Origin of the sequence: Streptomyces sp. NPDC007346, assembly GCF_040703535.1 — a bacterium.
GTDB lineage: Bacteria > Actinomycetota > Actinomycetes > Streptomycetales > Streptomycetaceae > Streptomyces.
The window spans coordinates 1-2,780 of the sequence record NZ_JBEYKR010000274.1 but is presented as its reverse complement, the minus strand read 5'-3'; the positions used below and the strand labels follow the sequence as shown (position 1 = coordinate 2,780).

Genomic DNA, 2,780 nt, shown 5'->3' with positions numbered 1-2,780 from the left:
GATCCGCAGGCGTCCGCCGGAGTCGATGTCGGCCGGGGGCGGCGCCTCGTCCCCGGCGCTGAGCACGGCCCGCGCCCCCAACCGCGTACGAGAACAGCTCAGGGCGCCGGGAACCCCACCGGCCAGGTGTGCACCGGCTCCCCGGCGTGCATCAGCTCGGCGTAGCGCCGCGTGGTCGCCGCCAGCGCCGCCTCCCGGCCGAGCCCTGCCTCCAGCGCCCGGCGGTAGGTGGCGACCTGCCAGGAGGCCCCGTTGACCCGCCGCTTGCAGCGCTCCTCGATGACGCCGAGGTAGCGGTCCCGGTCGGCGGGCTCGATGTGCCAGGCGTCAAGGCCGGCCGCGGCCAGCGGCAGCAGCTCCTCCCGTACGAGCTGTACGGCGGGGACCTTGGCCAGCCCGCCGGAGCGGCCCGGACGCGGCCAGAGCAGCTCGGCCTCGATGCCGCGGCGGCAGGCCTCGGTGAAGTTCTCCGCAGCGGCCTCGAACGGGAGCCTGCTCCACACCGGCCGGGACTCCTCGGCGAGCGCCCGTACGAGCCCGTAGTAGAACGCGGAGTTGGCGATCACGTCGGTGACGGTCGGCCCGGCCGGCAGGACCCGGTTCTCCACCCGCAGGTGCGGGACGCCGTCGACCGTCCCGTACACCGGGCGGTTCCAGCGGTAGACCGTCCCGTTGTGCAGGACCAGCTCGGCCAGTTCCGGCACTCCGCCCTCGTCGAGGACCCGCAGCGGCTCCTCGTCCTCGCAGATCGGCAGCAGCGGCGGGAAGTAGCGCAGGTTCTCCTCGAAGAGCTCGTACGCGGAGGTGATCCACCGCTCCCCGAACCACGTCCTGGGCCGCACCCCCTGGTTCGCCAGCTCCGGCGGCCGTACGTCGGTGGCCTGCTGGAACAGCGGGGGCCTCGACTCCCGCCAGAGCTCCTTGCCGAAGAGGAACGGGGCGTTGGCGCCGAGCGCGATCTGGACGGAGGCGATCGCCTGGGCCGCGTTCCACACGTCGGCGAACCGGTCGGGCGTCACCTGGAGATGCAACTGGACCGACGTGCAGGCCGATTCGGGGGCGATCGAGGGCGAGGAGGACACCAGATGGTCGACGCCTTCGATATCCAGGGCGAAATCCTCCCCCCGGGCCGCCGCCATTTGGTCGTTGAGCAGGGTGTAGCGGTCCACGTCCGAGAGATTCGCCGAGACCACGTCGTGCTCGCCGAGCGTGGGCAGGATTCCGATCATGACGATCCCCGCGTCCACCTCACCGGCCTTGCGGTGCGCATAGGCGAGACCCGTCCGCAACTCCTCCGAGAGCTGATCGAATACCCGGCCGCCGAGCCGGTGCGGAACGATATTTACTTCCAGGTTGAACATCCCGAGTTCGGTCTGGAAATCGCGGCTCGCGATGCGCTGGAGCACTTCCTGATTCATCATCCGCGGCATGCCGTCCGGGCCCGCGAGATTCAGCTCTATCTCCAGCCCCATCAGGTTTCTGGGACGGTCGAACCTCCGCTCCGCCAGGAGTCTGCCCAGCCCCTCCAGGCACTGGTTGAGCTTGGTGCGGTATGCCTGCCGATCGGACAGGTCAACGGCTCCCGCCACGACCTTCTCCCCCATCGAGGGGTCCCTCCTCCAGTGGTCGGCCCGCTGACCGGACCGCTCGCATCACGATCGATAATGCCCAGTGGGAGTGATCCGTAACGCCCCACAGGCCCCCGGAAACCCGCTAGGCTGGATGAAGGAGACCTGAGGCACATTCCTGTGGCATCCGGTGAGCAGCATTTTCACCCGGAGAGCGCGCGACGGAACACCGACGAGTTTCGGCCGACCGCTCCGCCGAAAGAGGCGCAGGCAGGAGCTGAAAGCGGCCGATCAAATCACCGGAAAACCCACATTTTGAAGTCCGGATGTCGCCTTGCGCGAAATGTCCCCGGCAGCTAGCGGAAACACTGAGTGAACACGCGTCGTATAAACTCCGCCTGACGAGGCAGAGAGTTGACGCAACCGGCCCGTCATCGGCCTCCTCCGGCCCCGCATGCCGACACCGCCGTCTGCACCCGCCCACGCATCACCGTGTCTCCAAGTGAGAGGCGACCCACTATGCCGCTGCATGTCCCCTCGGCTCCCGCGCCCGCCCTGCGCAGCGTTCTCGCAGCCCTCGGTTCTCCCACCGCGGTCCGCGAGGCGCGCACCTCCGCCCTCCGGTCCGTCCAGGGACCGCTCAGCCCCGAACTTCCGCTCCCCGTACACGTTCTGGACCGGATCGCTCCGACCGGGACCGCACCTCGAACCCGCCTGGCGGCCTGGCGCTTCCTGATCCGGAGCGAGGGCCGCGCCATCGCCGCGGCGGACACCATGCTCACGCCGGACGGCTGGAGCTTCTCGCACTTCTTCGAGGGCCCCTACCTCGCCTCGACGGAGCTCGCGGTCCGTCAGGCGGAGGCCTCGCCCACGGCGTACCAGGCGAGACTTCTCTCCATCCCCGAGCTGTACATGCTCACCCTCTGGCTGCACGACAGCACCGAGGACGACGCCTCCGACGACGCCGGCGGTGTGCTCGCCCCGGCCGACGTCCTGGTGCCCCTGGCGCCGGCGCCGCCGGGCATCGCCGCGCACCGGCCGCGCCGGGTCGCCGATCTGCTGCCCGTCATGACCCTGCGCGTGGGCCCCGGCCCGCTGCTCAGCTCCGCCTGACCGGCCGCCGAGGAGAACGGGCCCCCGCGGTGACCCACACGCCCGGTGGCGGAACGGGTCCCCGCGGGGGCTCTGTACAACCCACACGGACTAGCCCGG

The 2,780-nt window shown here is 70.3% G+C and carries 2 protein-coding genes; one reads left to right on the top strand and one right to left on the bottom strand.

The genetic code is table 11. From position 1 onward, the window contains the following. Window positions 1-98: 98 nt before the first annotated feature. Window positions 99-1,604, bottom strand: coding sequence for a glutamate--cysteine ligase (locus AB0917_RS33895; protein ID WP_366823551.1), 1,506 nt, complete (start codon window positions 1,602-1,604; stop codon window positions 99-101). A gap of 483 nt (window positions 1,605-2,087) precedes the next feature. Here AB0917_RS33895 and AB0917_RS33890 point away from each other — a divergent pair, with 483 nt between their 5' ends. Next, a complete protein-coding gene (locus AB0917_RS33890) occupies window positions 2,088-2,681 on the top strand; it encodes a hypothetical protein (protein ID WP_366823550.1) in 594 nt (197 codons plus the stop codon). Window positions 2,682-2,780: the final 99 nt, after the last annotated feature.